Source organism: uncultured Rothia sp. (genome assembly GCF_916049665.1).
Lineage (GTDB): Bacteria > Actinomycetota > Actinomycetes > Actinomycetales > Micrococcaceae > Rothia.
Genome location: NZ_CAJZIE010000007.1, coordinates 1 through 25907, shown reverse-complemented (window position 1 = coordinate 25907; position 25907 = coordinate 1). Strand labels below are relative to the sequence as shown.

The following is a 25907-nucleotide window of genomic DNA, read 5'->3' as shown; positions in this document are numbered from 1 at the left end:
GTGAGGTACCCGCGACACGGTTTAGCAAAAGCCCCCTTCTACTTCGGTAGGAGGGGGTTTTCGCATTTCTGTGTTTTGTGCGCTGGGGAGGAGATTCGCGGCTAAGGAGCGCAATTATGCACATAAGTTTCATTTGTGCACACTTAAGGTCGCCCTATCCTGAAGTCTCGGAGAAGACCTGTTAGCTTAGACAGATAAAGTCAAGAGCACCTAGTGAGAGGGAAAGGGTCCCGCTCACCGCCGCCGCGCCACGGTATATGGCCACGGTATATTGCCTCGGCATATCGCCACGTCATACAACCAAACGCCCGGCAGCTCAAGACCATCACGCTTCACCGATGGACCCCTCCACGACGCAAGGACCGGGGCCATCGGTTTTTATGCGGCCTAACGCTTCCATACAGCGCAGGCGCCGTACCGGAAGAAGCGACCGCTAATACACACAGACCGAAAGGAACACCCGCCCCAATGTGGCAGCAAACCTATGACCCGCTGAACTCACCGGTGCTCTCCGCACTGGTTGCCGCAGTGCCCATCATTCTCTTCCTGCTGGGCCTGACCGTCCTGAAACTCAGCGGCCTCAAATCAGCGCTGCTGACCCTCGGCACCACCCTCATCATCGGCTGTGCCATCTTCGGCCTGCCCATCACCGCAGGTGCCGGTTCTATCCTCTCCGGCTTCCTCTCGGGCGCATGGCCCATCGGCTGGATCGTACTCATGGCGGTGTGGCTCTACCGCATCGCCGTGCGCGCCGGTAACTTCGACATTGTGCGGGCATCTGTCTCCTCCATCTCGAACGATCAGCGCATCCAGGTGCTGCTGATTGCCTTCTGCTTCGGTGGCTTCATCGAAGGCGCGGCAGGCTTCGGTATCCCGATCGCTATCTCTGCTGCACTGCTGGTATCCCTGGGCTTCAACCCCCTCAAGGCATCCATGCTCGCGCTGGTAGCCAACGCCGCATCCGGCGCATACGGCGCTATCGGCATTCCCGTGACCACCGCAGCTAAGGTCGGCGGCCTGGACACCGCGCACCTGTCCGCAGGCATGGTTCCGGTACTGCAGATCTTCGTCGCCTTCGTGCCGCTGCTGATGGTCGCAATCCAGGACGGTATGCGCGGCATCCGCGAAGTCGGTCTCGTAGCGCTCATGACCGGCGTGATCTTCTCCGGCGGTCAGGTAGCTATCCTGATGCTGCTCGGCTCGCCCGAACTGGTCGACATCATCCCGCCGCTGCTGTCCCTGGTAGCCCTGGCGCTCGTGATGCAGAAGTGGCAGCCCAAGCACATCTTCCGCGAGCCCACCGCTCCCAGCCTCGAAGAAGCTCAGGCACAGCAGAGCGTCAAGCACACCGGCGCTGAGATCGTTAAGGCGTGGAGCCCCTTCATCTTCCTCTCCGCAACCATCCTGCTCTGGTCCACCGCGCTGAAGCCGATCTTCGCAACCAACGGCCTGCTCGGTGCTGCAACCCTGGCGTTCCCCATCCCCGGCATTCACGAAGCCATCACCACCGGTGCCGGCAAGACCGTGACCGCGATGTTCTCCTGGAACACCCTGGGCGCATCCGGCACCGCAATTCTGGTGGCTGCAATCATTACCGTCCTGACCTCGAAGATCAGCTGGGGCGAAGCCTTCGAAGAACTCGGCGGCACCTGGAACCAGCTGAAGATGCCGATCCTCATGATCTGCCTGGTCATGTCCGTCGCAAACGTGATGAACTACGCTGGTATGACCACCTCGATTGCTCTGGCGCTCGCGGCAGCAGGCCCGGTCTTCCCGCTGCTGTCCCCGATCATCGGTTGGATTGGCGTGTTCGTGACCGGCTCCGTGACCAACGCTAACGTGCTCTTCGCGGGCCTGCAGTCCACCACCGCAGCCCAGATTGCTGTTGACCCGACCCTGCTCGTTGCCGCAAACACCGCCGGTGGCGTGATGGGTAAGATCGTTTCCCCGCAGTCCATTGCGATTGCGGCGGCGGCTGTGAACAGCGCCGGTGAGGAATCGAAGATCACCTCCATGTCTATCAAGTACAGCGCTATTCTGCTGGGCCTGGTATGCGTCTGGTCCTTCGCCCTGTCACTCATGATGGGCTAAAGGCCGATACCGGAATCGGCGTAACCCCGCATAAGAAACCCCTCGATGAGAACCCTGCAATTTTCTCCGCAGACGACAAATCGAGGGGTTTCACGTATATTCAGGGAAATTCCGATAAACCGGGAAGAAGCGTAGAATTACTTCTTGTGCTTGCTCTTGCATGATTCTGAACATCACCACAGGTTGTGCTCCAGAATAAAGAACGGGCAGGTGCCTAATAGAACACCTACTGCTTAAGGAAAAACAATGCAGGCACTCGCAACGATTACTACTGTCTTTGCCTTCGTAGCAATCGCTATTCACGTGTACATCTGGATCATCGAATCCTTCCTCTGGACCAAGACCAAGGGCCGCGAAACTTTCGGCATGACCGAAGAATTTGCCGAGTCCACCAAGGAGATGGCAGCAAATCAGGGCCTGTACAACCTGATGCTCGCCTGGATTGCCGCAACCGGTCTGCTGGCTTTCTGGTTCGGCTCCCCGCAGGTGGGCGTGGCGCTCATGTTCGCAGGTCTGGGATCCATGGCAATCGCAGGCATCTACCTGTTCCTCACCTCCCCGGCAAAGCGCAAGCCCGCGCTAATCCAGCTGACCCCGCCGCTGCTGTCCCTGATTTTCCTCTTTGTGACGATCTAATAGAGCCAGCAACCTAGCTATGCGGAGGGGAACCTCCGAGTTTTTGGGGCCGCGTGCTGCTTCTCAGGAAGTAGCACGCGGCTTTTCTACGCCCGGGTATCTATGCACGGGTTTCTGCGCCCGGGAACGCCATCGCATCAGGCTTGAGGAGCCTAGTTGAAGAGCCCCGAACAGCCGCGCCGATGCGAACCCACCAGGTGAGCGTCCACCATGCCGACCGCGCACATGAGCGCGTAGGCGGTCACCGGCCCCAGAAACACACCTCCTAGAGCTTTAAAAGACTTGGCAAGAAGCGCGGACTCGGGTGTATCGGTCGGAATATCCTCCAGGGTATGCGGAGCGATAGTCTCGCTCGGCGCGAAAGACCACAGACACGCGGCCAAACCATCCGGTACACGCGTGCCGTCAGATAGGATGCGCTCGCGCATCCGGTCCAAGTCTTCGCGGCTTAGCGTACGAACTCGACGGCGGCGAGTGTTTGCCGCCTCGGTACTGTCTGCGTTAGCTGAGGTAGACACCGGAGCAATGAGGGGAAGATGAATACCCTCCGCGGAGGCATCACTCGGCATGGCGGCAAGCTCACGCATCCGAAGGGTCAGCCGTGCATTGGAGATGACCGCGCGAATCTTCCTCTCGTTACGGATAATCTCTTCGTCCTGAAGGAGGCGCGCAACATCCTGATCGGTGAACGCTGCTACGCGTTCGGGGTCGAACCCCTCGAAAGCGCGGCGGAATGCCTCACGGCGGGCAAGAATTGTTCGCCAGGAGAGCCCCACCTGGAACGTTTCGAGGCTCAGGGCTTCGAAGAGCCCACGCTCGTCGGTGACGGGCATGCCCCACTCGGTGTCGTAGTAGTCGCGCAGAAGCTCATCAGTCACCCACGTGGGGTAGCTCGGGGTGTTTTCGAGGGGGTTGGTGGGAATAGCAGGTTGCGAAGTCACGGTTTCTCCTCTCTGAGAAGTCTGTATCTGATTCGAAGTCTTAGGAATCATGTTCTACTTAAACACTAACCCCAACCTGTGGTAATCGCAACTATATTCGATTTCATGTCGTGTTGCAGAGCATCGAAACCGAAAACAGGCACGAAAAAGGGCGGGATACGCATCCGATGCATACCCCACCCCGTCATGAGCTTCGAAGACTAGCCGGGCAGGCGCTAGAAGAGCCGCGCCTCCCGCACCTCTTCCGGCTCCTCCAAATCGAGGAGGAACTGCTTACGCTCAACACCGCCAGCGTAGCCGGTCAAGCTACCGTCAGCACCAATAACGCGGTGACAAGGAATCATAATAGAAACCTTATTGCGGCCGACCGCCTGACCCACCGCCTGCGCCGGAGCGCCCGGCCCAACCGCACGCGAAATCTCGCCGTAGGTCGTGGTGTACCCGGCAGGAACGGTCTTCAGATGCTCCCACACAATCAGCTGAAAATCGGTGCCCTCAGGATCTAGAGGCAACGTAAAAGAAGTGCGCTTGCGCTCAAAGTACTCGGAGAGCTCCACCTCAGCACGGGACAGTAGCTGCGCCGCAGTATACTCGCCGGTAGGCTCTTCATCGTCCGCCGTGTCGTGCTCCCGCAGGTAGGTGCCGGGATTCTCGATCAGTTCACCGAGCTCATGGGGGAGCGGAAAATGCGCCTGGTCCTCGTACCAAATGCCGACAAGAGCATCCGCGCGGGCGGCGATGTAGAGCGTGCCCACGGGGCTTGCGTAGCGCGTGTACCAGCGCGCGAGCGCTTCCGGCGGCTGCGGCGAATCGGTCGCTTTGGTCATGCTCTTCCTCATAGGCTCGTGGGCGTGTACTGCAGATGATGGTAAGGGTAAATATCCCTTTCAACCATCATAGGGGAGGCGCGCCTCCGTACCGTACCCGCAGCGGGTTTTGTCTATAACTAACCGCTATCTATGAGATTTATACGCCGCCCTTGAAATATCTCACGAGGTCCCGCCAATTTTGATTGAGCCCGAAGACCTGGCATTCTGTGAAGTACACACCGATACACCGCAATTCAATACTCCGGCATCTCCACCCCGCACCGGGTGGGGGATGACCTGTGTTTCTCGTGCCCCAACGATGGGATCAACGATGACTGAAATTGCAAGGAGAAACATGGAAGACCTGAAAGACCTCCGCCGGCAACTCAAAGAAAACCCGGAGAGTCGAGAACTCAATAACCGTTACGCGCAGGCGTGCCTCGACATCGCGAAAGAATATACCGTTACGTCCCAGGGGCATATTTTTATTTGCTCGCCCTCAGATTTTGAAGCCGTACGGTACGTCATGGCCAAGATCCCTAACGATTCGCTTCTAGACGGCGAAACCTTAGAGGAATACAAACGCCTGGAGAGAGCCGTTACCCAGGCTCGTATAAATAGAGGTAAACCCGGTAGCAAGATGGGCATTTACTATGCCCTCATCCTTTTTATAGTGATGCCTTCCATGGCGGCACCAGTCCTTCTGCTATGGGAACTCACCGTGCTTGGCTCAGACCACACCCGGGACCCGAGAGCCCTCATTTACCTGATTCCTGTCGCTCTCATTACCGCTGCGCTCCTCTGGGTTGGGTGGCTTGTTGAGCGAATCCCCGGCTGGAAATATAACGCTCTGATCGTCGAAGAGAACAAAAGACTAGAACTAGCCAGAGCCGAAGCTGAAGCGCAGCGGAGCACTGACTCAAACCAGAAATAATTTTGAGTGTAGGGTCGGACTCTGAACCGCGATTTTAATGCAAATGTGCCGCCTCACCGGTATCAGTGAGGCGGCACATTTATATTGTCTGGGGGATGAGGAGCTCGCTACTTAGCGGCTACTCCGTTGGTATTGCCCTCCGTGTGGTGCAGATGCGGCAGGTGGGTCGAGTGCAGGTCGTGACCGAGCACATCGTGCGCATCCGGGTCTTCGTTCGGGAGTACGTGCGAGTACTTGGAGTAGTAGCGGTACAGTGCGTAGGCGCCAATCACCGTCAGCACGATAGCAACGCCCAGAGCCCACGGCACAGCCGCGGCAGAGTACAGGGCGGAGAAGAGCACCAACAGCCAGGAGAGAGCAGCTGCAAGAACCGAGATGTTCATAGCAATAATTGCAAGCTTGCGGCGACGGACATCAACCATAATCGGTGCGGGATAACCCGCTCCCTCCTTCCAACGGAGCCTCTCTCCGTTCTCATGAGCACCCGAAGGCGCCAGATGCTTAACCAACCGCCATCTTCGGCGACCAGAATAGGATCAAGAAGCCTATATATCAATGATACGGCGCGTGAAGTAGACATCAAAGGGATATAAACGCTGTTAGACCAACCCCACAGAACATGTAAACGGGTATCTCAACAAGGGGCATAAAACCAGTGATTTTTACAGCGAGAACTGCAACACGAAAAGCGAACCCCACTCATCGTTAATGCAGAGAACCTAGTAACAAGAGATAAAAGTCCGTCCGCCGCAGTACGTGAAGCACCGTGGCGGACGGGAACGTAAATAAAGTATCAGCGCGAACCGTCGACTCCTGTCAGGACAGCGCATGAATATGTCGCGTACGCGTCCTGTGCGGTACTGACACCTCACGAACAATACCGCGGGAAGCAACCGGCGGAAGATACTGCATTTACAATCACTCACCGTACCCCAGCACTAATTTTTGTAGAAATTACGCCGCAATAAACGCTGAATTGAGCGTCATAAAACAGCGAAAAGCCCCGGCCGCCTCAACCCCATAGCGGGGGGAGAAGTAGCCGGGGCTTCGTTAGTACGCGGGCCGTGCCGTTAGGCAACGGGCGCTACGATTAGGCGGTCGGAACGTCCTCATCAACCCACTCGAGGGTGCGGGAGACAGCCTTCTTCCACAGGCGGTACTGGCGGTCGACCTCTGCGGGCTCCATGGAAGGCAACCAGCGCTTGTCCTCAACCCAGTTGTCCACAACGTCCTGCTCGCCGGTCCAGAAGCCAACAGCGATACCTGCAGCGTATGCTGCCCCCAGAGCGGTGGTCTCAACGACCTTCGGGCGGATCACGGGAACGCCGAGGATATCAGCCTGGAACTGCATGAGGAACTCGTTAGCGGTCATACCGCCGTCCACGCGCAACTCAGAGAGCTCAACACCGGAGTCAGCGTTCATCGCGTCAAGAACCTCGCGGGTCTGGAAAGCGGTTGCTTCCAGTGCTGCACGCACGATGTGTGCACGGTTCACGTAGCGGGTCAGACCAACGATCACGCCGCGAGCGTCGGAACGCCAGTGCGGCGCGAACAGACCAGAGAACGCGGGAACAACGTAGCAGCCACCGGAATCCTCAACGGAGGTAGCCAGACCTTCGGACTCTGCGGCGTTCTCAATCATACGCAGGTTGTCGCGCAGCCACTGAATCAGGGAGCCACTCATCGCAACCGAACCTTCCAGCGCGTAGACGGGAGCTGCATCGCCAATCTTGTAGGCGACGGTGGTCAGCAGGCCGTTGTCGGAGAAGACAGGCTCGTTGCCGGTGTTCATGAGCATGAAGTTACCGGTACCGTAGGTGTTCTTAGCCATACCCTTCTCGAAGCAAGCCTGGCCGAAGGTTGCAGCCTGCTGGTCGCCCAGAATACCCGCGATGGGGGTGCCGCTGAGCAGGCCGGTGGGGCGGCCGAAGCCGTACACCTCGGAGGAGGACTTAATCTCGGGCAGCATGCTCATGGGGATGCCCATGTCGGCGGCAATCTGCGGATCCCACTGCAGGGTGCGGATGTTCATCAGCAGGGTACGGGATGCGTTGGTGACGTCGGTGACGTGTACGCCGCCGTCAACACCACCGGTCAGGTTCCAGACCAGCCAGGTGTCGGTGTTGCCGAAGAGCAGGTCGCCGCGCTCTGCACGCTCGCGTGCACCCTCGACGTTGTCCAAGATCCACTTGATCTTGGGGCCGGAGAAGTAGGTGGAGAGGTTCAGGCCGACGATGTCGTGGTACTTGCCGACGCCCTCTTCGCCTGCGAGTTCGTCTACAATCTCCTGGGTGCGGGTGTCCTGCCAGACGATGGCGTTGTAGACGGGCTCGCCGGTGTTCTTGTCCCACACGACGGTGGTTTCGCGCTGGTTGGTGATGCCGACTGCAGCGATTTCGTGGTGGTTGACGTTGCCGTTTGCCATTGCGGTTGCTACGACCTTACGGACGTTCTGCCAAATCTCGGTTGCGTTGTGCTCGACCCAGCCGGCCTTGGGGAAGATCTGCTCGTGCTCGAGCTGGCCGTATGCTACGTTCTCGCCTGCCTTGTTGAACAGGATTGCGCGGGAGCTGGTGGTGCCCTGGTCGATGGAGAGGATGTACTTGCGCTCGGTGTCGAGGGTTGCGGAGTGCAGAGAAGTCGTCATTGATTTTTCCTTAGAACAAAAGAATGGGGATTATGTGAGAGGTTTAGAGGGGCAGGACTGCCGGAACAATCAGGCCGGCGAGGACTGCGCCGATGATTGGGCCAACAACCGGAACCCATGCGTAAGACCAGTTGGAACCGGTCTTACCGGGGATGGGCAGGAAGGTGTAGGCGATACGGGGGCCGAGGTCACGTGCGGGGTTGATAGCGGAACCGGTTGCGCCACCGAGGTTCATACTGATGGATACAACGACCAGGGCAACAGCCAAGGGGCCAGTCTGGGCGGGGGTCTTACCGGATGCGATGATCCAGCCAATCAGGACGAAGGTGCCGATAATCTCGGTGATGACGTTCCAGCCGTAGGACTTGATGGCGGGGCCGGTTGCGAAGATGCCGAGGCGGTCGCCCGGGTCCTCATCGAAGTGCTTCTTGTAGGTGAGGTACGCTCCGGTTGCGCCGGCCATTGCGCCGAGCATCTGAGCGACGATGTACAGGGCAATGTTGCCGGGGGTTGCGGGAACGCCGGTTGCCAGGTCCTTGCCTGCGGTTGCCAGGCCAACGGTCACTGCGGGGTTCAGGTGTGCACCGGAATGGAAGGAGAGGTACACGGCGGTGAACACTGCCAGACCCCATCCGAAGGTGATAACACCCCAGCCTGCGTCCTTAGCGTAGGACTTCTTGAGGGTCACTGCGGCGCATACGCCGGCACCGAGCAGAATCAGGATGAAGGTGCCGAAGAATTCGGAAGCGAAGATTCCGAGGGCGGTGGGGGCGCCGGATGCATCCACGAGAGCGGATGAGCCGGCTGCAAGTACAGTTCCTGCGGAAGCAAGAAGAGACATTGATGCTCCTTGAAGACGAAGCGTCTGGAAGGCAAGCGAACCTTTGCTTGCGTATTCCCGTGCATCCTCACCGCACGGGCGGATCGGGGCACAACGCTGTGCTGAAATGTGTAGCGGTTGCTACGAAAAGTTGATAGATGTTTCTGGATGAGAAGCAGTTTGTACCAGTGGGCTAACCCCGTATTTAACTCGCTGCTTCTTAGCTAGGGGAATATCGTAAACGGTTATTTAACCGTCCGTCCACCCCTCACCAAAATGTGAGATAACTCATAACAGATGAGGGGTGAGCGGTTGGTTCGTGCTGAATAAACGGATACGAAAGGTGCGTGGAATCTCTAAAGATTAGAGCTTCACACGAGGTGCCACGGGGGTGACAGCCTCAATCTTTGCCGATGCCTCAGCGTCGGTGGAGGTGGACTCTGCCTCGCGCATTGCTGCAACGCGTGCTGCGTAGAGGTCGAGTTCCTCCTTGACCTTCTTATCGTCCCAGCCGAGCTCGGCACGCATGATGTCGAGGATCTCGTCTGCTGCTGCCAGGCCGCGGTCGCGCTGCTCGAGGTCGAGGCGTACGCGGCGGACCAGAACGTCCTCCAGGTGCAGGGCACCTTCGTAGCGGACAGCGAAGACGACGTCTGCACGCAGGAACTGGGGTGCCTTAGCCAGGGGAGCACCGAGGGAGGGGTCAGCGTCGATGAGAGCGCCGAGGTCCTCAATCTGTGCGCCGTAACGCTCGAGCAGGTGGGTGATACGGTCCTCATCCCAGCCGTAACGCTCTGCGTAGCGTGCACGGTTAGCAGCGATTGCGTGGTAGCCGTCTGCGCCGACCAGGCCGATGGTTGCGGTTACGGAGGGGTTCTGCTTAGCCTGCTCGCCCAGTGCGAAGTCCACAGCGTCGGCAGCCATCACACGGTAGGTGGTGAGCTTGCCGCCTGCGATTGCGCTCATGCCGGGGGCAACCTCGGTCACGGTGTGCTCGCGGGAAACCTTGGTGGATGCTGCGCCGTCCTTGACCTTGGGCTGCAGCAGCGGGCGCAGGCCGGTGTAGGTGCCGATGATATCCTCGCGGGTCAGCGGGTTAGCGATCAGCTTGTTAGCCTGCATCAGCACGTAGTCGATGTCCTTGCTGGTTGCGACGGGGCGCTCGCGGTCCTCGGAGTAGGGGGTGTCGGTGGTGCCGATGATCCAGTAACGCTGCCAGGGGATGATGAAGAGAACGGACTTCTCAGTCTTGGTGAAGATACCGCTGGTTGCGTTGATGCGGTCGCGGGGAACCACGATGTGGATACCCTTGGAAGCCAGAACCTCCAGGCCTGCATCGGGGTTAGCCAGGGACTCGGACTCTTCGGTCCACACGCCGGTTGCGTTGATGACGTGCTTTGCGCGCACGTGCAGGCGCTCGCCGGTTTCCAGGTCTGCCAGCTCTGCGCCGATGACGCGGCCGGATGCGTCCTTGGTGAAGCCGACAACCTGGGTGCGGGATGCAGCCAGTGCGCCGTAGCCTGCAGCGGTGCGGACGACGTCGATGACGAGGCGTGCGTCGTCAACGCGTGCATCGTAGAACTGGATTGCGCCGCTGAATGCGGAGTCCTTGATGTCGGGGAAGACGGTCTTGGTGCCGGTCTTGGTGAAGTGACGCTGGGAGGGGACGCCCTTGTTGCCGCGGGAGCCGAGGAATGCCAGGGTGTCGTACATGCCGATGCCGATTGCGGAGTATGCGCGCTCGATGACGGGCATCTTCAGGGGCCACAGGAAGGGCTGTGCGTGCACCAGGTGGGGTGCGATCTTGTTCAGCAGCAGGCCGCGCTCGGTCAGTGCTTCGGTCACGAGCTTGAAGTCGAGGTTGTAGAGGTAGCGCAGGCCGCCGTGAACGAGCTTGGAGGACCATGCGCTGGTGCCTGCAGCCCAGTCGCCTGCTTCGACGATACCGGTGCGCAGACCGCGGGTTGCTGCGTCGAGGGCAATGCCTGCACCGGTGATGCCGCCGCCGACGACCAAGATGTCGAGTTCTTCGTTGACCATGCTCTTGAGCGCCTTGGCGCGGGACTCGGCGGTCAGCTGAGACTGCTGTGCAATGTGCTGGGAGCTCATGTACTGCTCTTTCCTGTATTGCCGCTTGTGCGGCGTGGGGGTTTCATCTTGCATTTAGTAAAACCCAATGGTGAAATAATAACCAAGCAGTATGAACGGATTTTCACTGGGGGTCTGGGGTCGATGAACGAACGCGCTAACCACACTTACGAGGCGGCACAGCTGTACTACATCCACAACATGACGATGGATGCTATCGCGGCTCGTCTGGGAGTCTCCCGCGCCACTGTATCGCGCCTCCTTAAAAGTGCTCGTGAAAGCGGCATGGTGCAGATCCGTCTAGATGATTCCTTCCGCGCCCGTAGCGAGCTTGAGCGCCGCATCGGTGAGCGCTATAAGGTGCGCGTTACCCTCGTGAATGTCCGTTCGGATGCCACCCCGATTGCTCGCATGAGCCAGGTATCCCGCACCGCAGCGGCGCTACTTGATTCTCTGATTGATAACGGAACGAGTCTGGGTGTGGCATGGGGGTCAACGATGACCGAGATTTCTCGTCATCTGCCGCGTCGTCCTCTGAAGGGCGTGACTGTGGTGCAGATGAATGGTGCCGGTAATGCGCACCATTCGGGTATTCCGTACCTGGGTTCCTTGCTGGGGCAGTTGGTGAATGCCTATGATGCGCAGACTATCCATTTTCCGGTTCCCGCGTTCTTTGACTATGCGGACACGAAGACTGCCATGTGGCGTGAGCGTAGCGTGCAGAAGAATCTGCATGCCCAGCAGAACGTTGACCTTGCTATTTTTGGTGTGGGTGCTTTTGGTGGACCTATTCCTTCTCACGTGTATTCGGGTGGCTATTTTGAGGTGCAGGAGCAGCGTCAGTTGCGTGAGCTGGGCGTTGTGGGGGATATGTGCACGATTCTTCTGCGTGAGGACGGCTCGTGGGCTGATCTTGAGTTGAATAAGCGTGCGTCCGGTCCGACTCCGAAGGAGCTTGCCCGCATTCCGCGCCGTATTTGCGTTGCGTCCGGTACTCACCGTGTGCGTGCTTTGCGCGGCGCGTTGCGTACGGGTGCGATTACTGACTTGGTTCTTGATGATGCCCTGGCAAAGGCGCTCATGGAGAAATAGCTAAAAATAATCGCCGCGGGTATGAGAGTCCGTGGTGATGGGGTAAAGGGGCACCTTGAATCTGAAAGGGTAGTGCTTGAGAGCTTTCCAGGTGAAGCTCTCAAGTGTCGCCTGAACAATGTTTCAAGGTGCCCTTTAGTGTCGTCAAAAACTGCTTTCTGACCCTACAATGTGAAACGTTTGCGCATGTGAAAGTGCATATTAGTGCACTCCGTTGAATCCAATGAAGGTGTGCGCCACTCACCGTTAGAAAGAACCAACCATGACCCCCACCTATAACGCCCAGGCGAATCCGCACCTGGGCGCACCCGGCATTACCACCATGCACGGTGATGCCCAGTCTTCCGACGCTACCCCTCTTGCCGGCCCCGGCGCCGGTGACTGGAAGATTACCGGCACGAAGCTCGGCGGCGCCTGCCCGACGATTCTTGCCGGACGTGACGGCTTCATTCAGGTGCTCTGCACCCAGGTCTTCGCCCACGGCGAGTTCATCACCCCGAAGCTCTCTATCCTTGACCCTCATACCGGCCGCGAGCTCTCCCACTTGGACATCCCGAAGGGCGCGCTGCTCGGTGGTGTGTATGCCTACCTTGACGCGCAGGACCGCATGGTTCTGGTGGATGGCTCTCAGTGCCTGCTGCGCCTCTCCCACTCTGCTGGCGGACGCAGCATCCGAGTTGATGAACGCATTGACCTAAGCCGTATGCTCGCCCAGAGCCCCAATGACGCCGTGGTTGGTCTGGTACCCGACTGGTCCGGTCGCATTTGGGCTGCGACGAAGAACGGCTACATTGCGGTCATTGATTCTGCCCGCGGCACGATTCGCTCGATGCGCCTGAATAAGGCGTCGATTGCGGGTGAGCGTATCGATAACTCGATTTCGGCGTGCCCGCAGGGTGTGAGCGTGGTGACCTCCCACGCTATTTATATGCTGAACGCAACCGCAACCGGCGCGCCCATCCTCAAGTGGTGGCATGCCTACGACCGCGGTAGCGCCCGCAAGCCGGGTAAGCTCGCGTGGGGTTCGGGTGCCTCCCCGACGTTCTTTGGTCCGAATGGTTCGGATTATGTGATGCTGACCGATAACTCTGATATTCAGGAATCGGTCATTGTGTACCGCACTGATAACGGCGCGAAGGTCGGTAGCGCCGGCCTGTTTACTGCCGGTACCTCTGGCACTGAGAACTCCATGATCGGTGTGGGTAACACGATGGTCGGTGCAAGCACCTACGGCTACCCTTACCCGAAGTACCCGGAGGGTGCCGGTCCGTCGGTTCCTGCGAATGCGCTTTTTGCTCCCGGCATGGAGCGTTGGGATATTACCGACCGCGGTCTGCGTAAGATTTGGGACCGTAAGGACGTGTACTCTTCGGCTGTTCCTCGCTATTCCACGGCTGACGGTCTGATTTACACCTGTGAGCGTCGCCGCGGCCCGGCTGGTTTGGCGAATGGCGCCTACGCCTGGGCAGTCGCGCTGGACATGGAAACCGGTAAGACGATGCACGAGCAGCGCCTGCCTCAGCATGTGAGCCTGCTGCTTGGCGGTGGTGACACCCTGCAGATGGTGGGCACGATTGACCGTTACGGCACCTGGTGGCAGGGCACGATTAGCGGCGTGTACCGTATCGCGAAGGCTTAGGGGAGTAGAAAATGACTAAGAATAATCTGATGAACGCTTCTCGCCGTACCGCGTTGAAGGTTGCTGGGGCTTCGGCTGCCCTGGTGGCTGGCGGCGTGAGCGCTGCGGAGGCGGCAACTCGTTCGGGCGGTAAGCGCGCTCGCGTGACCCCGGTGACCCAGCGTCCTGGCGGACAGCGTGGTGGACAGCGCGGTCAGCACGGTGGTGGACAGCACAGTGGTGGACAGAACGGCGGCGCGGCGAGTTCTGCGCTGGTGCAGGTTCCGATGCGTTATAACGAGTCGTGCATCCGCCTGGAGTTGAAGGCGGTCTCTGGTGTGCAGGCTGTGTCTTTGCAGAGTCAGCCGGCGCGTACTGTTGCTTTCCGGAATCTGCCGACTCGCCTGAGCATTATTAATGAGGGCAATTCGACGCTGCCGGTGGGTACTCGCCTGATGGTGCGTGCTCGCGCGCAGGACCCGAAGACTGGTTTGTTGTTGAATCCTGCGGTGACTCTTCGTGTTGCCTCGGGTCAGGCGGTGCTGCCTTCGGGTAACCTGGGTGCTTCGGCCCTGGTGGCTCCTGTGGATGCGCTGAATCTTGATGCGGTGCGCCGTAGTGAACAGACCGGTCAGGCTGGTGCTGGCAGCGAGAACGTTCTGGAGTTGCGCACCGCTATTCCTCGCGGTCACCGCTTGGATGTTCAGCTGAATTATCAGGTGGCTTCGGGTGTTGCCGGTTCTGCATTGAAGCAGGTTCATGTGAGTGCTGTGCTGGATATGGCGGCGGCTGGTTTGTCCTCTTCGTTCTACGAGGTACAGAGCCCGGCTGTGGTTGCTTCGCTGAACTAGCAGTTGGGCTGGCTCCTGTGAGGGATGGCACGGCGGGGGAGTAGCTCCGTTGTGTGTTTTTATACCTCGTATATATAGGCGCCTGTTCAAAAAGGCATATTGAAAGGTCGGGGTCGTTCGTGGGAACGGCCCCGACCTTTGCATTGTCTAGTCTGCCGGCATGGGTGGCAGCTGGTTTTTCTTATGCGGTTTCGCTCCTGTCGTGTTCGCCGAATGCAACCTGCACCGCGTGGTGCAGTGCTTCGCGCACCATGGCGATGGCGGGGTTGGCGGCGGACTCTCGGCGTACGGCGGTAAAGATTTTGCGGCAGGGCTTGCCGGGTAGCTCGACGATGCGTAGCCCCTCGGTGGTGGAGAGGGAGGAGAGGATGAAGCCGGGCACGATGGTGACGGCGAATCCTGCTTTGACGAGGTTGGAGTTCGTAATCATGTCATTGGCGCTATAGCGGATGACCGGCTCGAATCCTGCGGTGCGGCACTGGTTGAGCGCCCAGCTGCGGGAGGTGTTCTGTTCCATTTCGAGAACCCAGGGCAGTGCGTGCGCTTCCTCAATCGAGGTGATGGTGGAGGTGCTGGGCACGATGAGGCTGAGCGGGTCTTCGGTGAGCAGCTCGGAGTGCAGTTCGGGGTATTCGGGGATGTGGTGGTGCGGGTAGGCTTCGGAGAGCACCATGTCGTATTCGCGGCTTCGGGTGAGTGAGGTTCCGGTTTCGGGGTCGATTTGCAGTACTTGCAGCGTGAGTGAGGGTGCGTGTTCGGCAAGGTAGCTGAGGGTTTCCGGTAGCAATGCGAAGGCCGCGGACTGGAAGATTGCGAGGCGGACCATGCCTGCGGGTTCGCCGGTGAGGTTGGCGACGGAGGTTTGCATGCGGTCGAGTTCGCGCAGGATGCTGCGGGCGCTGTCGACGATGATGAGTCCGGCGCTGGTGAGCTGTACGCGCCTGCCGATGCGCTGCAGAAGCGGGGTGCCGGTTTCTTTTTCGAGGGTGGCAATCTGCTGGGAGACGGCGGAGGGGGTGAGGCTGAGCGCTTCTGCGGCAGCGATGACGGTGCCGCGTTCTTGGATTTCGAGGAGCATTTGCATGCGTCGGATGTCGTAGATTGACATGTGTTTCCTCCCTGGCGCGCCCGGTTGTTCTGCAGATTGTGCCTCTGAGTTCTTCCGTGGTGCGTCTCTCATCGTGGACTCTTGTCTATGGTACCGCGCGGGCTTCTGGCCGGCTCTTTTTGAGACGACTGAAGTGGGGTGCCGGCATGTTGGCTTGTGTAGCGAGTATTTTCGCGCTGAATGTGATGATTCTTAGAGCCGAAGATGCTTTTGGGACTGGTTTTGAAGTGTTCGATTGTTACGAAATCGGTTCGGTATTTGCTTTCTGAAAGTGCTAGCCTGAGAGAGATGGATAGCGATGTCGCTACAAACTTCACCTTGTCTCTTCGAACAGGAGGTTCGGAGGGGGCGCGGGGTGAAAACCTCACCGCACAATCATTTAGAAAAACTAAATGGATTTTGGAAAAAACATTCAGTTTTTCTAATGAGGTATTTATTACCCTTTTGTGGTGAAATAGAGACATCGCCAAACGTGGTGTGCACCGCACACAGTAAGATAGTTAGGAGTCAAGGATGACCCATCCTTTCGCATCTGAGCACTACCAGAAGATGGCTCTGGAAGCTCGTCAGCTTGTTCGCCAGTGGGTAAACGAGTCCCAGTCGATCAAGCCCACCTTCGCAGCTGAGCAGCTCGCCGGTGTTCTGAAGGACCCCAATGGTCTTCCCTTCACCGTCGGCTTTGTTGATGGCGTTATTCGCCCCGAAGACGACAATGTCTCCGGCCGCAACCTCTCCCGCATTTCCGGTCTGGCACCTTCCTTCCTGCCCTGGTACATGAAGTCCGCTGTTGGCTTCGGCGGCAAGCTGGCTGGCAAGGTTGCATGGCCCACCGTTCCCGTTGCACGTCGCGTGCTGCGCGAGATGGTCGGTCACCTGATTGTTGACGCTTCTGAGGAGAAGCTGGGCGACGCTATCGCAGAGCTGACCAAGACCGGTAACCGCCTGAACGTTAACCTGCTCGGTGAAGCAGTTCTGGGTGACAAGGAAGCAGAGCACCGCCTGGCTGAGACCAAGCGCCTGCTGGCACGTGACGACGTTGACTACGTCTCCATCAAGGTGTCCGCAGTTTCCGGCCCCCACCAGCACTGGGCATTCGACGAGGTTGTTGAGACTGCTGTTCGCCGCCTGACCCCGCTGTACGAGCTGGCTGCTTCTTCCTCCCCCAAGAAGTTCATCAACCTGGACATGGAGGAGTACAAGGACCTGGACCTCACCATTGAGGTATTCACCAAGATCCTGGACCAGCCCCAGCTGAAGGACCTGGAAGCAGGCATCGTGCTCCAGGCATACCTGCCCGACACCCTGGCTGCAATGCAGCACCTGCAGGAGTGGTCCGCAAAGCGCGTTGCTGCTGGCGGCGCAGGCATCAAGGTCCGCCTGGTTAAGGGTGCAAACCTCTCCATGGAAATCGTGGAAGCTGTTATGCACGGCTGGCCGCTGACCACCTGGGACACCAAGCAGGCTGCTGACACCAACTACAAGCGCGTTCTGGACTACGCACTGCGCCCCGAGCACGTGAAGAACGTCCGCCTCGGTATTGCAGGCCACAACCTCTTCGACGTTGCTTTCGCACTGCTGCTGTCCGAGGACCGCGGCGTGAAGGATCGCGTCGAGTTCGAGATGCTGATTGGTATGGCTGAGCAGCAGGCAGAGATCATCCGCCGCCGCGTTGGCCACCTGCTGCTGTACGTGCCTGTCGTGAACCCCAAGGAATTCGACGTTGCTATCGCATACCTGATCCGTCGTCTCGAGGAGAATGCTTCCTCCGAGAACTTCATGTCCGGTATCTTCGACCTGGCAACCGACGAGTCCATCTTCAAGCGCGAAGAGGACCGCTTCATGCGTGCACTGAACTCCGTCACCGACGAGGTTCCCGCTTCCAAGCGCACCCAGAACCGTCTGACCGAGAACGAGGACAACGTCTTCGTGCCGGCCGGCCGCTTCGAGAACACCCCCGACACCGACCCCGCACTCTCCGGTAACCGCGAGTGGGGCCGCGCAATCCTCGAGCGTTCCAAGACCACCAAGCTGGGCATCGACACCCTCAAGGCTAACGAGCTGACCAGCGAGGCTGAGGCTGAGAAGCTGATCAAGGAAACTGAGGAAGCTGGTAAGGCATGGGGCAAGCTCTCCGGCCACGAGCGTGCAGAGATTCTGCGCAAGGTCGGTAAGGCTATCGCACTGCGCCGCGGTGACCTGCTGGAGGTTATGGCAGCTGAGGCTGGCAAGACCCTGGAGCAGGGCGACACCGAGGTCTCCGAGGCAATCGACTTCGCATACTACTACGCAATGCTGGCTGAGGACCTCGAGAAGATTGACGGCGCAAAGCCCAAGTCCGTTGACCTGACCCTGGTTGTTCCCCCGTGGAACTTCCCGACCGCTATCCCCGCCGGTGGTGTTCTGGCTGGTCTGGCTGCAGGTTCTGCTGTCATCTTCAAGCCCGCAACCATCACCGCTCGCACCGGTGCCCTGATCGCAGAGATCATGTGGGATGCAGGCGTTCCCAAGGAAGTTCTGAAGCTCGTCAAGGTTGTTGACCGCGCTGCAGGCAAGCTGCTCATCTCGCACCCCGAGGTTGACCGCCTGATCCTGACCGGTGGTTACGAGACCGCTGAGCTCTTCCGCTCCTGGCGTGATGACCTGCCCCTGTTCGGTGAGACCTCGGGTAAGAACTCCATCATCGTCACCCCGAACGCTGACATCGACCTCGCCGTCAAGGACGTCGTCTACTCGGCATTCGGCCACGCAGGTCAGAAGTGCTCCGCTGGCTCCACCGTCATCCTGGTTGGCTCCGTGGCACAGTCCGAGCGTTTCCGCCGTCAGCTGCTTGACTCCGTCAGCTCCCTGCACGTGGCACACCCGCAGGACATCGAGTCCGAGATGGGCCCCGTTGTTCAGAAGCCGGAAGAGAAGTTGCTGCGCGGTCTGACCGCCCTCGGCCCGGGCGAGCGCTGGCTCGTTCAGCCCAAGGAACTGGACGAGACTGGCCGTCTGTGGAGCCCCGGTGTTCGTGAAGGCGTCAAGCCCGGTTCCGAGTACCACATGACCGAGTACTTCGGCCCCATCCTGGGTATCATGACCGCTGACACCCTGGAAGAGGCAATCGAGCTGCAGAACGCACCCGACTACGGTCTGACCGCAGGCCTGCACTCGCTGGATGCTGACGAGCTCGAGCTGTGGCTCTCCAAGGTCCAGGCAGGTAACCTGTACGTCAACCGTGCAATTACCGGTGCAATCGTTCAGCGTCAGCCCTTCGGTGGTTGGAAGAAGTCCACCGTGGGTTCCGGTACCAAGGCTGGTGGCCCCAGCTACCTGATCGCTCTGTCCGATTGGGAGCCCGCACAGGCAACCGCGACCGCAACCACCCAGTCGGTGACCGTCCGCGAGACCCTGGCTACCATCGAGAACTCCGAGCTGGGCAAGCGCGATGACTTCGCGTTCATCAAGCGCGGCGTCTCCTCTGACGCACACGCTTGGGACACCGAGTTCGGCTTCGGTCACGATCCCTCGAAGCTGGGCGTCGAGCGCAACATCCTGCGCTACGTACCCACCCAGGTTCTGGTTCGTGCAGACGAGTCCGCATCGCCCGCAGAGACCCTGCGCGTTGTGCTCGCCGGTCTGGCAGCTAACGCACCGGTTGCTCTGTCCGTCGGTAAGGACCTGCCGGTCGACGTCCGCGGCGTCCTGGAGAACAAGGGTGTCAAGTACGAGGTCAAGTCGGACGCTCAGTTCCGCGAGTACCTGGCTTCGAACGCTAAGACCCCGGTTCGCGCACTGGCTGGTACCCCGCTGGAAGGCACTCGTATCCGCTACATCGGTAACGACGTGAAGTCCATCTACTCGGCACTGGGTGGTCGCCCGGATGTTGCAGTGTACTTCGCACCGGTCACCGAGGCTGGCCGTATCGAGATGCTGCCCTTCCTCCGCGAGCAGGCTGTTTCGATTACTGCACACCGTTTCGGTAACCCGAACCGCTTCTCCGAGCGCGTCATTTCTTCCCGCTAAGACGCTGTGAGAGCTTAGCTCTCTAGTCTTTAGGCTCAGGGCCTTGCACCCTTGTGGTGTGGGGCCCTGAGCTTTTTTGCGTCTCTGCTACTCCCCGATATAGGGGAGTGGGCCCAGGGGTGGGGGGGCGTAAAAGTGAATTAATAGAGAGGCGCCTAGAGGTCGATAAGAGACGGATGCTTAGGTGCACGGGGAAGAAGAGGAAAAATAGCGTCATAGAAATGGTACGGGGGTGTTTGAACGTGCCCCGCGTTACTTCTTATGTGATAATTGGTGTAGGACGTTTCGCAATCCCACACGCGGAACGGAACCGTGCGCGGGAAGGTCCGCGCTACGCAAGAACACACTGAAAGGACACCGCTGCTATGAGCAACGTTCCCGCAGAACTCTCTTACACTTCTGAGCACGAGTGGGTTTCCGCTCTCACCGCTGAGGGCACCGTCCGTGTTGGTATTACCGACCACGCTCAGGATGCACTGGGTGACGTCGTCTACGTCGACCTTCCCTCCGTTGGCGACTCTGTAGCTGCTGAGGATAGCTTCGGTGAGATTGAGTCCACCAAGTCTGTCTCTGACCTCTTTGCTCCCATCTCCGGTGAGATTGTTGCTGTCAACGAGGGTCTGGAGGATGACCCCGCACTGGTCAACTCCGATCCTTACGGCGAGGGCTGGATCGTTGAGATTCGCCCCGAGAACGCTGATGACCTGGCTAACCTGCTGGATGCAGAGGCATACAAGGCTGAGCTGGCTAAGCTCTAAGTCGATAGACTCTATAGCTTTGGCGTTCCTCAGCATGAGAGGTACGTACTGATGAAACGGCGAGACTGATTGGTCTCGCCGTTTTTCATTTAAAGTGCACACAAACGCAAATAAACGGGCGCATATAAGGTTCATCTTGAGGGTCTCTGAAGCCGTCTGAGGGGCTTGAAAGAAGGCTAAACCCCTAGTGGGAGCCTCTTTCAAGTTAAATGTGATGAAAACTTCAACTATCGCGAGAAGATAAAATTTTCCCCGTAAAGCAGTCCAATATGAGATATACGTGTTCGAAGCATTGGAATTTTGCTAAAATTGGTACTGTCTCTACTGGATAGTGTTTGATTGTGTGGCTATTTTTGGGTTCAAAAAGCCCCTGAAAAGGGCGAACTAAATAGCAAAATGCCTTGTGAGGCTATAAGATTGTCTCGAAGGTTTGCGGTTTATCATTTCGTGATAAACAACTGAACTTATCTATCACACTCTCAACACTAAGCAAAGATGTTCGGCACGAAGCGAGACTCCCGACCGGGGGAACGAGCCACTCACTCAAATTTCGGCTCGTATCGACATCGGCTGAACAAAGTACCCGAAAGACATAGATGACCTCACGCATCGATGAAAACCTCACTAACGCTGAGGTTGAACTAGAGGACGTGGAGAACGGCGACTCTGACCGTAACCCGCGTGACGTTAAGAGCCGGACCATTGGTCAGGTTCTTAGTCAGCTCGACCTGGAGTTCCCCGGTATTAGCGCCTCCAAGATTCGCTTCCTGGAGGAGCGCGGCCTGGTGCACCCCAGCCGTACCGAAACCGGTTACCGCAAGTACTCCCAGACTGATATTGAGCGCCTGCGCTACATTCTCACCATGCAGCGCGATCACTACATGCCGCTCAAGGTTATCCGTCAGCATCTGGAGGACCTCGAAGCCGGTCGCGTGCTGAACTCCATGCCTGCCACCGTAAGTGAAGACGTCCTGGATACCGTCCTCGGACCGGACGAGCAGGAAGGTCGCACCTACACCCTCCGCGAGCTGGCAGAATATGCTAACACCACTCCCGAGCTGATCCGCGAGCTGATTGACTTTGGACTGCTCGAAGATGGCTCGGATGTGGAGTACACCGATTACGATGTGCTGATCGCCCGCGTGAGCGCAGAGCTGACCCAGCACGGCATTCAGCCCCGTCACCTGCGCGCATTCAAGTCTGCGGCAGACCGCGAAATCTCCCTCGTGGAAATCGCAGTGGCTCCGCTGGCATCGCGCCGTGACGCAGCCTCCCAAGCTCAGGCGCAGGAACGTGCCGATAAGATTCGCAAGTTGTGCCTGCAGTTGCACGCAACCCTGGTCGAATCGGCAATGCCTACCTACGAGTAGGCGACGAAGACGCAGACTACCGGACAGTCTGCCACTCGTAAACCCTGAGCGGTTCTACCGCTCTCCCCAAACGGGGATTTCCTATCGGGAAACACCGCTGACCACGGTGATTCCCTCTATAGTCCCTACTCCCACCAACGGGTAGCGGCCTCTAGACTTGGACGAAGCCGACGCTGGCACGCTCGGAATTTCTACCCCTTCGTCCAACACGAAGAGCTTTCTTACCAGGGGGCTCCCGGCCTGCCAAGGCTATTCACTCAACTCAGCTGTAAATGCGTACGGACTACCTATCCGTACGCATTTACTTTTTAAACTCCCGCTATGCGTGGGCAGATACCCAGAGGAAGCGAAAGCAATAGTCGGGGAGGAGCGCCCCTACACGGCGTTAAAGAGGTACGAATGAATCCGAAAAGATCATTCGCTCCGGTGGGTTCAATTTTAAGTAGAGCCCTCTATCAGTTAAAATAGATTGAACAACCGCGCCTATCGCGCATCGGTCGCACATCGAGTCGTGTTCCGCGAATCGTATTGTCGAACCAATGTGTAGCATTGAAAACCGCGCCGGAACCGAGAGGAACCGCGCGAATCATAGACGCAGATTCCAAGGCTCACCCCTAGAATCTCACCCGAAACTCGGGTCTACACCGGAACGATATCGACCGCATTTGATAGGGCGCGGTGAAGCACTTAAAAGGGTTTAACGAAAAGGAGGGACCGTGCTAGAGCAGCATGTAGCCGAAAATGCAGGCGAGGCCGCAACCACGCACGCACCCCAGGGCTTTGATCAGCCCCTGGATGGCTTCGACACCCTCTTTCCTGTAGCACCGCCTCCGCGCGGTGAACAGGGCGTACTCTTCACCGACCCTGTCTCTGTTGTCGAGGAGAACCTCGGCTACCGTGGCGCCGTCGCCTGCAAGGCAGCCGGCATCACCTACCGTCAGCTCGACTACTGGGCACGCACCGACCTGGTCGTCCCCACCGTGCGTGGCGCCTCCGGCTCCGGTACCCAGCGCCTCTACAGCTTCCGCGACGTACTCGTACTCAAGATTGTGAAGCGTCTGCTCGACACCGGCGTGTCCCTGCAACAGATTCGCACCTCCATCGAGCACCTGCGTACCCGCGGCATTGACGACCTCGCGAACATCACCCTGATGAGTGATGGCACCACCGTCTACGAATGCACCTCCCCGAGCGAGGTTATTGACCTGGTTCAGGCGGGACAGGGCGTCTTCGGTATCGCTATCGGCCGCGTCTGGCGCGAAATCGAAATGAACCTCAACGGCCAGCCCGGCGAAGAAATGCACGAAAACTTCGAAGGCGACGAACTCGCCGCCCGCCGTGCCCGCCGCGCACAGGCATAAAACATAAAACTTAGAACAGCCCGCGTTTACCACCCGCCAGGTGGCGAGCGCGGGCTGAAGCTTTAAGCCCGAGGGAATATTCAATGCCCACTTGAGAAAAAACTCAAGATACACCCCTGTCAGAGCCGGAAGAAAAGCGAAGATTCGCTAAAATAAAGGGGCATTACACCTCACTCATAAAAGGGACCTGCATGCCCCGCATCGTCAGTATCAGCAGCCTCAAAGGTGGCGTCGGCAAAACGTCCATCACTTTGGGGCTTGCCTCCGCGGCTTTACACAGCGGACTCTCCACACTCGTTATTGACCTCGACCCCCATGGCGACGCCAGCACCGGTCTGGCGGTGGATGAAACCATCCCCGACGTCGCCTCCCTGATTGCTAGCTCTAATGAGCGCGCCTTCGCGGAGGAAGCCGGTAGCTCCTCCTGGAATGCGCTTGTCGGCAAGCCCACCCTGCTGACCAATAACCCCGTGACCACCGGTAGCGTGAAGGTCGCGCGCGGCTCGGCGCGTTCCACCCTCGTGGACCGTCAGGAAGCGGCACCGTTTATCCGCCGCTTCAAGCGCATGGTGGACGCGGCAGCGGACGCCTATGACGTGATCCTGATTGACTGCCCGCCGTTCCTCGGAACCCTGTCCTCGATGGGCTGGGCGGTGAGTGAGCGTATCCTCTCGGTCGCCGAGCCCTCCCTCTTCTCCGTGGCGGGTACCGAACGAACTCTGCGCGCCATCGTGCGTTTTCAGCAGGAAAGCGGCATCAGCATCGACGGCGCGGGCGTCATTATCAACAAGATGCGCCCCAACGACAGCGAACACCGCTACCGCCGCGACGAAATGCGTTCCCTCTTCGGCGAGCTCGTAGCAGAACCCGTGCTCGCTGAAAGCCCCGTGCTGCAGCGTGCCCAGGGCGCCGCATACCCGATTCATTTTTGGCCCGACGAAGAGTCGGTCGACCCCGCCATTGACTTCACCCGTCTGCTGGCAGGGCTCATGGCTGATCTCTAATCGCAGGTATCTGGGCGCAGACATCTAAGCCTTACTAATCCGCGGGCTCGAATAGTTTCAATGCTTGAGCGCGCCTTCTCAAGAAACAGCCGTGTTCTCAGTGCTGTGTTCTTTGGGGCGGCGCACTTTTGCGTATCAACAGGCAATGAGATGAGCTCTTGGGAATAGTCCAGACCCTCCACGCGTTATAGTGGCAGTAACAGAAATAAGCCCGTCATCGAGGGGCACGCTGGGAACGAGCCCAGCCTCAACATCTTAAACGAGAGGACCACATGAGCATCGAGAACGTAGAACGCATTGACGGCGTAGCACAGTACGACCTCATCGTCATCGGCTCCGGATCCGGCAACACCCTCATCGGCCCCGAATGGGACGACAAGAAGGTCGCCCTGGTCGACGGCGGCATCTTCGGCGGCACCTGCCTGAACGTTGGCTGCATCCCCACCAAGATGTACGTCTACCCGGCAACCATCGCGCAGAAGACCCGCGAGGTCAAGCACCTGGGCGTCGACGCACACGTGGACGCCGTGCACTGGGCGCAGATTCGTGACCGTATCTTCGCATCCCGCATTGACCAGATTTCTGAAGGCGGCCGCAACTGGCGTGCCGGTCTGCCCAACGTGGACTTCTACGACCAGTACGCGCGCTTCGTCGGCTCCCATACCATCGAGCTGACCGACGGCACCCGCCTGCAGGGCCGCCAGATTGTGATTGCGGCGGGTTCGCGCGCCGTGTTGCCTCCCGTGCCCGGTATTGACTCCTCCAAGGTCTACACCAACGACAACGTCATGCGCATGGATGAACTGCCCGCACGCATGGTCGTCATCGGCGGCGGCGTGATTGCGGCAGAGTTCTCCCACGTCTTCTCCGCCTTCGGCACCGAGGTAACCCAGCTGAACCGTTCCTCCCGTCTGCTACGCGGCGTGGATGAAGAGGTCGTGGCACGTTTCGAAGAAGCCGCAAGCAAGCAGTGGAACATCGTCAAGAATGCTGGCCTCTCCGAAATCCGCGAGAACGCCGACGGCAGCGTGACCGTCGTAGCGAAGCGCACCACCGAGAACGGCGAGGAACTGCTCGAAATTCCGGCGGACGCCGTGCTCGTGGCAACCGGCCGTCGCCCCAATACCGACACCCTCAACGCGAAGAACTACTTCGACGTGCAGGATGGCGGTCAGCTCAGCGTCGACAAGTACCAGCGCGTGCTCTACAACGGCGCACCCGTACCCGGCGTCTACGCCCTCGGTGACGTATCCAGTCGCTACCAGCTCAAGCACGTGGCAAACCACGAGGCACGCGTCGTGCAGCACAACCTCAGCCACCCCGAGGACCTGCGCGCCAGCGACCACCGCTACGTACCCGGTGCTGTCTTCACCAACCCGCAGATTGCCGTAGTCGGCATGACCGAAGAGCAGGCACGCCAGGCGGCTGAGCGTGAAGGCTATGAGATTACCGTCAAGGCACAGAACTTTGGCGACACCGCCTACGGCTGGGCAATGGAAGACAAGACCGGCCTGTGCAAGCTGATTGCCCGCAAGGACAACGGTGAGCTGCTCGGTGCGCACCTGGTCGGCGAAGAGTCCTCCGTGCTCATCCAGCCGCTGCTGCAGGCAATGAGCTTCGGCATGGATGCGCGCACCCTCGCACGCGGCCAGTACTGGATTCACCCGGCACTGACCGAAATCGTTGAGAACGCGCTGCTCGGCCTGGAATTTGACGAGCCCGCCAACTAACGATAGCTAGATAACGCCCGGAAGCCGAAGGCTATGGGCAGTCA

19 protein-coding genes are annotated in these 25907 nt (G+C 58.9%); 12 read left to right on the top strand and 7 right to left on the bottom strand.

Annotation, left to right across the window (positions count from 1 at the left end):
• Nucleotides 1-468: 468 nt before the first annotated feature.
• A complete protein-coding gene (locus tag QZ540_RS01275; RefSeq protein ID WP_294627126.1) occupies nt 469-2091 on the top strand; it encodes an L-lactate permease in 1623 nt (540 codons plus the stop codon).
• A gap of 246 nt (nt 2092-2337) precedes the next feature.
• A complete protein-coding gene (locus QZ540_RS01270) occupies nt 2338-2727 on the top strand; it encodes a DUF1304 domain-containing protein (protein WP_294627124.1) in 390 nt (129 codons plus the stop codon).
• Nucleotides 2728-2879: 152 nt separating this feature from the next.
• Here the strand turns inward: QZ540_RS01270 and QZ540_RS01265 are convergent, their stop codons facing one another.
• Together QZ540_RS01265 and QZ540_RS01260 are read right to left on the bottom strand one after the other, a co-directional pair.
• Nucleotides 2880-3668: a DNA-3-methyladenine glycosylase I gene (locus tag QZ540_RS01265; RefSeq protein WP_294627122.1), complete on the bottom strand. Its 789-nt coding sequence runs from the start codon at nt 3666-3668 to the stop codon at nt 2880-2882.
• Nucleotides 3669-3883: 215 nt separating this feature from the next.
• Nucleotides 3884-4495 (bottom strand): methylated-DNA--[protein]-cysteine S-methyltransferase, encoded by a 612-nt coding sequence (locus QZ540_RS01260; protein ID WP_294627120.1) that lies wholly within the window; start codon nt 4493-4495, stop codon nt 3884-3886.
• Between the two features lie 313 nt (nt 4496-4808).
• Here QZ540_RS01260 and QZ540_RS01255 point away from each other — a divergent pair, with 313 nt between their 5' ends.
• Entirely contained in the window at nt 4809-5411 is a 603-nt protein-coding gene (locus tag QZ540_RS01255) for a hypothetical protein (protein WP_294627118.1), read from the top strand.
• A 107-nt stretch (nt 5412-5518) separates the two neighbouring features.
• On the opposite strand, the gene QZ540_RS01250 is transcribed toward QZ540_RS01255, so the two are convergent.
• The 4 genes from QZ540_RS01250 to QZ540_RS01235 form a co-directional block, all read right to left on the bottom strand.
• A complete protein-coding gene (locus tag QZ540_RS01250; RefSeq protein WP_294627116.1) occupies nt 5519-5833 on the bottom strand; it encodes an N-acyl-D-glutamate deacylase in 315 nt (104 codons plus the stop codon).
• 668 nt (nt 5834-6501) lie between these two features.
• Nucleotides 6502-8058, bottom strand: a complete 1557-nt coding sequence (gene glpK / locus QZ540_RS01245; RefSeq protein ID WP_294627114.1) for a glycerol kinase GlpK — start codon at nt 8056-8058, stop codon at nt 6502-6504.
• A gap of 43 nt (nt 8059-8101) precedes the next feature.
• A complete protein-coding gene (locus tag QZ540_RS01240; RefSeq protein ID WP_294627112.1) occupies nt 8102-8899 on the bottom strand; it encodes an MIP/aquaporin family protein in 798 nt (265 codons plus the stop codon).
• A gap of 342 nt (nt 8900-9241) precedes the next feature.
• On the bottom strand, nt 9242-10987 hold the full coding sequence (locus tag QZ540_RS01235) for a glycerol-3-phosphate dehydrogenase/oxidase (protein ID WP_294627110.1): 1746 nt from the start codon (nt 10985-10987) through the stop codon (nt 9242-9244).
• Between the two features lie 123 nt (nt 10988-11110).
• Here QZ540_RS01235 and QZ540_RS01230 point away from each other — a divergent pair, with 123 nt between their 5' ends.
• The 3 genes from QZ540_RS01230 to QZ540_RS01220 all read left to right on the top strand — a co-directional run bounded on the left by QZ540_RS01230 (nt 11111) and on the right by QZ540_RS01220 (nt 14527).
• Nucleotides 11111-12058 carry a sugar-binding transcriptional regulator gene (locus tag QZ540_RS01230; protein WP_049359844.1) on the top strand — a complete coding sequence of 316 codons (948 nt, stop codon included), beginning with the start codon at nt 11111-11113 and terminating at the stop codon, nt 12056-12058.
• 262 nt (nt 12059-12320) lie between these two features.
• The gene (locus tag QZ540_RS01225; protein WP_294627108.1) at nt 12321-13697 is read left to right on the top strand and encodes a 6-pyruvoyl tetrahydrobiopterin synthase; all 1377 of its coding nucleotides are present in this window, start codon (nt 12321-12323) and stop codon (nt 13695-13697) included.
• A gap of 11 nt (nt 13698-13708) precedes the next feature.
• Complete coding sequence (locus tag QZ540_RS01220) at nt 13709-14527, top strand: transcriptional initiation protein Tat (protein ID WP_294627106.1); 819 nt, start codon at nt 13709-13711, stop codon at nt 14525-14527.
• Between the two features lie 181 nt (nt 14528-14708).
• Here QZ540_RS01220 and QZ540_RS01215 read toward each other — a convergent pair whose 3' ends face one another.
• The gene (locus tag QZ540_RS01215) at nt 14709-15635 is read right to left on the bottom strand and encodes a LysR family transcriptional regulator (protein WP_049354895.1); all 927 of its coding nucleotides are present in this window, start codon (nt 15633-15635) and stop codon (nt 14709-14711) included.
• A gap of 513 nt (nt 15636-16148) precedes the next feature.
• Here QZ540_RS01215 and QZ540_RS01210 point away from each other — a divergent pair.
• From QZ540_RS01210 to QZ540_RS01185, 6 genes are all read left to right on the top strand, one after another.
• Nucleotides 16149-19640, top strand: a complete 3492-nt coding sequence (locus QZ540_RS01210) for a bifunctional proline dehydrogenase/L-glutamate gamma-semialdehyde dehydrogenase (RefSeq protein ID WP_294627103.1) — start codon at nt 16149-16151, stop codon at nt 19638-19640.
• A 365-nt stretch (nt 19641-20005) separates the two neighbouring features.
• Nucleotides 20006-20398 (top strand): glycine cleavage system protein GcvH, encoded by a 393-nt coding sequence (gcvH, locus tag QZ540_RS01205; protein ID WP_294627101.1) that lies wholly within the window; start codon nt 20006-20008, stop codon nt 20396-20398.
• A 596-nt stretch (nt 20399-20994) separates the two neighbouring features.
• The gene (locus QZ540_RS01200; protein WP_294603306.1) at nt 20995-21768 is read left to right on the top strand and encodes a MerR family transcriptional regulator; all 774 of its coding nucleotides are present in this window, start codon (nt 20995-20997) and stop codon (nt 21766-21768) included.
• Between the two features lie 716 nt (nt 21769-22484).
• Nucleotides 22485-23129 (top strand): MerR family transcriptional regulator, encoded by a 645-nt coding sequence (locus tag QZ540_RS01195; protein ID WP_294627099.1) that lies wholly within the window; start codon nt 22485-22487, stop codon nt 23127-23129.
• 191 nt (nt 23130-23320) lie between these two features.
• Nucleotides 23321-24133 carry a ParA family protein gene (locus tag QZ540_RS01190; RefSeq protein ID WP_294627097.1) on the top strand — a complete coding sequence of 271 codons (813 nt, stop codon included), beginning with the start codon at nt 23321-23323 and terminating at the stop codon, nt 24131-24133.
• A 272-nt stretch (nt 24134-24405) separates the two neighbouring features.
• Nucleotides 24406-25863: a mycothione reductase gene (locus QZ540_RS01185; protein WP_294627095.1), complete on the top strand. Its 1458-nt coding sequence runs from the start codon at nt 24406-24408 to the stop codon at nt 25861-25863.
• Nucleotides 25864-25907 lie beyond the last annotated feature (44 nt).

Bases quoted from the DNA above. Each gene is read 5' to 3' on its own strand.
- QZ540_RS01275 (WP_294627126.1), top strand. From the start codon at position 469: ATGTGGCAGCAAACCTATGACCCGCTGAACTCACCGGTGCTCTCCGCA.
- QZ540_RS01270 (WP_294627124.1), top strand. From the start codon at position 2,338: ATGCAGGCACTCGCAACGATTACTACTGTCTTTGCCTTCGTAGCAATC.
- QZ540_RS01260 (WP_294627120.1), bottom strand. From the start codon at position 4,495: ATGACCAAAGCGACCGATTCGCCGCAGCCGCCGGAAGCGCTCGCGCGC.
- QZ540_RS01255 (WP_294627118.1), top strand. From the start codon at position 4,809: ATGACTGAAATTGCAAGGAGAAACATGGAAGACCTGAAAGACCTCCGC.
- QZ540_RS01250 (WP_294627116.1), bottom strand. From the start codon at position 5,833: ATGGTTGATGTCCGTCGCCGCAAGCTTGCAATTATTGCTATGAACATC.
- glpK (WP_294627114.1), bottom strand. From the start codon at position 8,058: ATGACGACTTCTCTGCACTCCGCAACCCTCGACACCGAGCGCAAGTAC.
- QZ540_RS01240 (WP_294627112.1), bottom strand. From the start codon at position 8,899: ATGTCTCTTCTTGCTTCCGCAGGAACTGTACTTGCAGCCGGCTCATCC.
- QZ540_RS01235 (WP_294627110.1), bottom strand. From the start codon at position 10,987: ATGAGCTCCCAGCACATTGCACAGCAGTCTCAGCTGACCGCCGAGTCC.
- QZ540_RS01230 (WP_049359844.1), top strand. From the start codon at position 11,111: ATGAACGAACGCGCTAACCACACTTACGAGGCGGCACAGCTGTACTAC.
- QZ540_RS01225 (WP_294627108.1), top strand. From the start codon at position 12,321: ATGACCCCCACCTATAACGCCCAGGCGAATCCGCACCTGGGCGCACCC.
- QZ540_RS01220 (WP_294627106.1), top strand. From the start codon at position 13,709: ATGACTAAGAATAATCTGATGAACGCTTCTCGCCGTACCGCGTTGAAG.
- QZ540_RS01215 (WP_049354895.1), bottom strand. From the start codon at position 15,635: ATGTCAATCTACGACATCCGACGCATGCAAATGCTCCTCGAAATCCAA.
- QZ540_RS01210 (WP_294627103.1), top strand. From the start codon at position 16,149: ATGACCCATCCTTTCGCATCTGAGCACTACCAGAAGATGGCTCTGGAA.
- gcvH (WP_294627101.1), top strand. From the start codon at position 20,006: ATGAGCAACGTTCCCGCAGAACTCTCTTACACTTCTGAGCACGAGTGG.
- QZ540_RS01200 (WP_294603306.1), top strand. From the start codon at position 20,995: ATGACCTCACGCATCGATGAAAACCTCACTAACGCTGAGGTTGAACTA.
- QZ540_RS01190 (WP_294627097.1), top strand. From the start codon at position 23,321: ATGCCCCGCATCGTCAGTATCAGCAGCCTCAAAGGTGGCGTCGGCAAA.
- QZ540_RS01185 (WP_294627095.1), top strand. From the start codon at position 24,406: ATGAGCATCGAGAACGTAGAACGCATTGACGGCGTAGCACAGTACGAC.